Below are 3694 nucleotides of genomic sequence, written 5' to 3' on the forward strand. Positions count from 1 at the left end.
ACCAGCAGACCTAATAGATACACCAATAGAATTTGATACATTAACAGAATTAGGTTCAATGATGGGTTCAGGCGGAATGATAGTAATGGACGAAGATACATGTATGGTAGATATAGCGAGATTCTTCTTAGACTTTACTGTAGAAGAGTCATGTGGTAAATGTCCACCTTGTAGAATTGGTACAAAGAGGATGTTAGAGATATTAGAGAAAATAACTAGCGGCAAAGGTGAGCCAGGAGATATAGAGAAGTTAGAAAGATTAGCTGAAACTATCAAATCAGCATCATTATGTGGATTAGGACAAACAGCACCGAATCCAGTATTATCAACATTAAAATACTTTAGACACGAATATGAAGCGCATGTAAATGAAAAGAGATGTCCAGCTGGTTCATGTAAAGCTCTACTTTCATACCACATTCAAGAAGATTTATGTAAAGGATGTACAGTATGTGCTAAGGTATGTCCAGTAGGAGCAATATCAGGAGAAAGAAAGAGTCCACATGTAATAGATCAAGATAAGTGTATCAAATGTGGTGCTTGTATGGAAAAATGTCCATTTAATGCTATAGTAAGGAAGTAGTAATATATCAGTAGAAAAGGGGTGTGAAGAGTGAAAAAAGTAACTATTACTATAGATAATCAAGTAATTCAAGTTCCAGAGAATTATACTGTGCTTGAAGCAGCAAGGAGCATAGGCATAGACATTCCTACTTTATGTTATTTGAAAGAAATAAATGAAGTAGCGGCATGTAGAATGTGTTTAGTTGAAGTTGAAGGAGCTAGAAATCTTCAGACTTCATGTGTACTTTCAGTAAGAGAAGGTATGGTAGTTAGAACAAATACTAAGAGAGTTAGAGAAGCAAGAAAAGCGACTCTAGAATTGCTTTTATCAAATCATCATAGAGAGTGTTTAACTTGTACACGAAACGGAAATTGTGAATTGCAAACTCTTGCAGATGAATTAGGTATTAAAGATATATCATTTGAAGGAGAAAAAACTGTAGCACCTGTTGATACTTCATCACCATCAATAGTTAGAGATCCACAAAAATGTATTTTATGTGGTAGATGTGTAAGTGTATGTCAAGATGTTCAAACAGTAGGTGTATTAGATTTTACAAATAGAGGATTTAAAACTGTTGTAGGACCTGCTTTTGATAAAGGTATAGGAAATGTTCCATGTATAAATTGTGGACAATGTATCGCTGTATGTCCAGTAGGTGCATTAAGAGAAAAGGAATCAATTGATTATGTTTGGGAAGCAATAGATGATCCAAATAAACATGTTGTAGTTCAGACAGCTCCAGCTGTAAGAGCTGCATTAGGAGAAGAATTTGGTCTTCCAATGGGTACAAGAGTAACTGGTAAAATGGTAGCTGCTTTAAGAAGATTAGGTTTTGATAAAGTGTTTGATACAGATTTTGGAGCAGACTTAACTATAATGGAAGAAGGACATGAGTTACTTCACAGATTAAAAAATGGTGGAAAATTACCAATGATTACTTCATGTTCACCAGGATGGGTTAAGTTCTGCGAACATTACTATCCAGAATTCTTAGATAATTTATCAACTTGTAAATCACCTCATGAAATGTTAGGTGCAGTTATAAAATCATATTATGCAGAAAAGAATAATATTGATCCAAAAGATATAGTTGTAGTATCAATAATGCCATGTACAGCTAAGAAGTTTGAAGCTCAAAGAGAAGAGTTGGCTGCAACAGGATATCAAGATGTTGACTATGTATTAACTACAAGAGAATTAGCTAAAATGATAAAAGAAGCAAGAATAGATTTTGTTAACCTACCAGATGAAGATTTTGATGAAGTATTGGGTGAATCAACTGGAGCTGGTGTTATCTTTGGAGCTACTGGTGGTGTAATGGAGGCAGCACTTAGAACAGTTGCAGAAGTTGTAACAGGACAAGAATTAGAGAATATTGATTTTGAACAAGTTAGAGGAACAGAAGGTATTAAAGAAGCTGAAGTTAAATTAGGAGATTTAGTAGTTAAAGTGGCAGTAGCTCATGGTACTGGTAATGCTAGAAAATTATTAGAACAAGTTAAATCAGGTGAAAAAGAATATCACTTTATAGAAATAATGGCTTGTCCAGGAGGTTGTGTAACTGGTGGAGGACAGCCACATGTTAGTGCAAAAGACAGAATGACTAAAGATATAATGAAGGAAAGAGCAAAGGCTCTATATGATGAAGATAAAGCTAAGAAAATAAGAAAATCTCATGAAAACCCAATGATTAAGAAGATTTATGAAGAATTCTTAGGAGAGCCTAATAGTCATAAAGCTCATGAATTACTTCATACTCATTATGTAGCAAGAAAGAATTATCCTGTAGATGAAGAAAATAAATATGAAGAATATTTTTGTGATTGCAAGTAAGATTTATAGCCCTAGCATTTAGCTAGGGCTATTTTATTACCGATTTAGGGAGATGATTTTTAGAATTTATAGATAAGATTGCATGAAAAATATTGGGAAAATTTTAATTTAGAAACTTAAAGCGAGTAGGAGAAAAAGAGTTTAGGTATAATAGTAAAGAGTATTGTAGAACCTATCCAGGAGGTAAAATATCAATAATTAAGAAGTATAACTACGAAACAGAGAAATTATACAAAGATGTTGAAGAAGTTGGAGAATATATTTTTTTTATAATCCATAGGAAATTATAATAAAATCCCATATTTTAAAAATTTAATGTTGATTTTATTGAAACTTTGTCTGGCATGTTTACATACCAGAGTCGTTATAAACTACATTAATTTGTGGATAATTTTAAATATAATTTCCGTAGTGGATATAGGCAAAATATTCCTTATAATATAATTGATTTTAGATTGAAGATTTTGTTCTTGAAAATTATAGATTGATATTATAACTATAATAGAGAAATGAAACATTTGATATATTGTATGTCGTTTGTGTAAGAATGAAATTGCAGGGTATATACGTATTAGCTTAAAAAATATTAAGATTAAAGTTAGATATAAAAAGTTAGAATTTCACAATTTTATCGTGATATTACATTGACAATTTATAAACAAATTATTTATAATTAAGATAGTTTTAATGTTAAAAATTTATCAAACAACATTTATATACAGACTGATAAACTTTATATTTAGGTGCTGGGCATTAGGTATTGTAGCTTACTATTTGTAGTTAGCTATTCGAGTTTTGAGAATTAAAGCTTAGTCAATAGACTAATAACTAATTGTTGTTGTCTGTTAGCTGTTAGCCTACTTTTTATATCTAGGTGTTAAACATATATTTGTAGAAATAAATATTTTGTCAATAAGTTCATTTTATAATTTTATTTTTTTATAATCCATAGGAAATTATAATAAAATCCCATATTTTAAAAATTTAATGTTGATTTTATTGAAACTTTGTCTGGCATGTTTACATGTCAGGGTCGTTATAAACTTTATTAAATTGTTGATAATTTTAAAATATAATTTCCGTAATGGATATAGGCAAAATCTTCCTTAATTTATTTAAATTGAAGATTTTGTTCTAGTTTTATGTATTGAGGAGGGGAAGAAATGGAATTCAAATTTAATTGGGAAGAGAACAAAGAGAAGATTGAAGAGTTAAAGAAAGTAATTGAAGAGAATAAAGAAAAAAAAGGAGCATTAATGCCAGTATTACATGAAGCACAAAGGATATTCGGAT

The 3694-nt window shown here is 30.7% G+C and carries 2 protein-coding genes; both read left to right on the forward strand.

Annotation, left to right across the window (positions count from 1 at the left end):
* On the forward strand, positions 1-583 hold a 583-nt coding region (locus tag AB4Y15_RS13755; RefSeq protein ID WP_427340916.1), incomplete at its 5' end, for an NADH-ubiquinone oxidoreductase-F iron-sulfur binding region domain-containing protein.
* Positions 584-613: 30 nt separating this feature from the next.
* Positions 614-2401 (forward strand): NADH-dependent [FeFe] hydrogenase, group A6, encoded by a 1788-nt coding sequence (locus tag AB4Y15_RS13760; RefSeq protein WP_427340917.1) that lies wholly within the window; start codon positions 614-616, stop codon positions 2399-2401.
* The last annotated feature ends 1293 nt before the right edge of the window (positions 2402-3694 follow it).

This window comes from Caloranaerobacter longqiensis (assembly GCF_050286925.1).
In the GTDB taxonomy this organism is placed as follows: domain Bacteria; phylum Bacillota; class Clostridia; order Tissierellales; family Thermohalobacteraceae; genus Caloranaerobacter.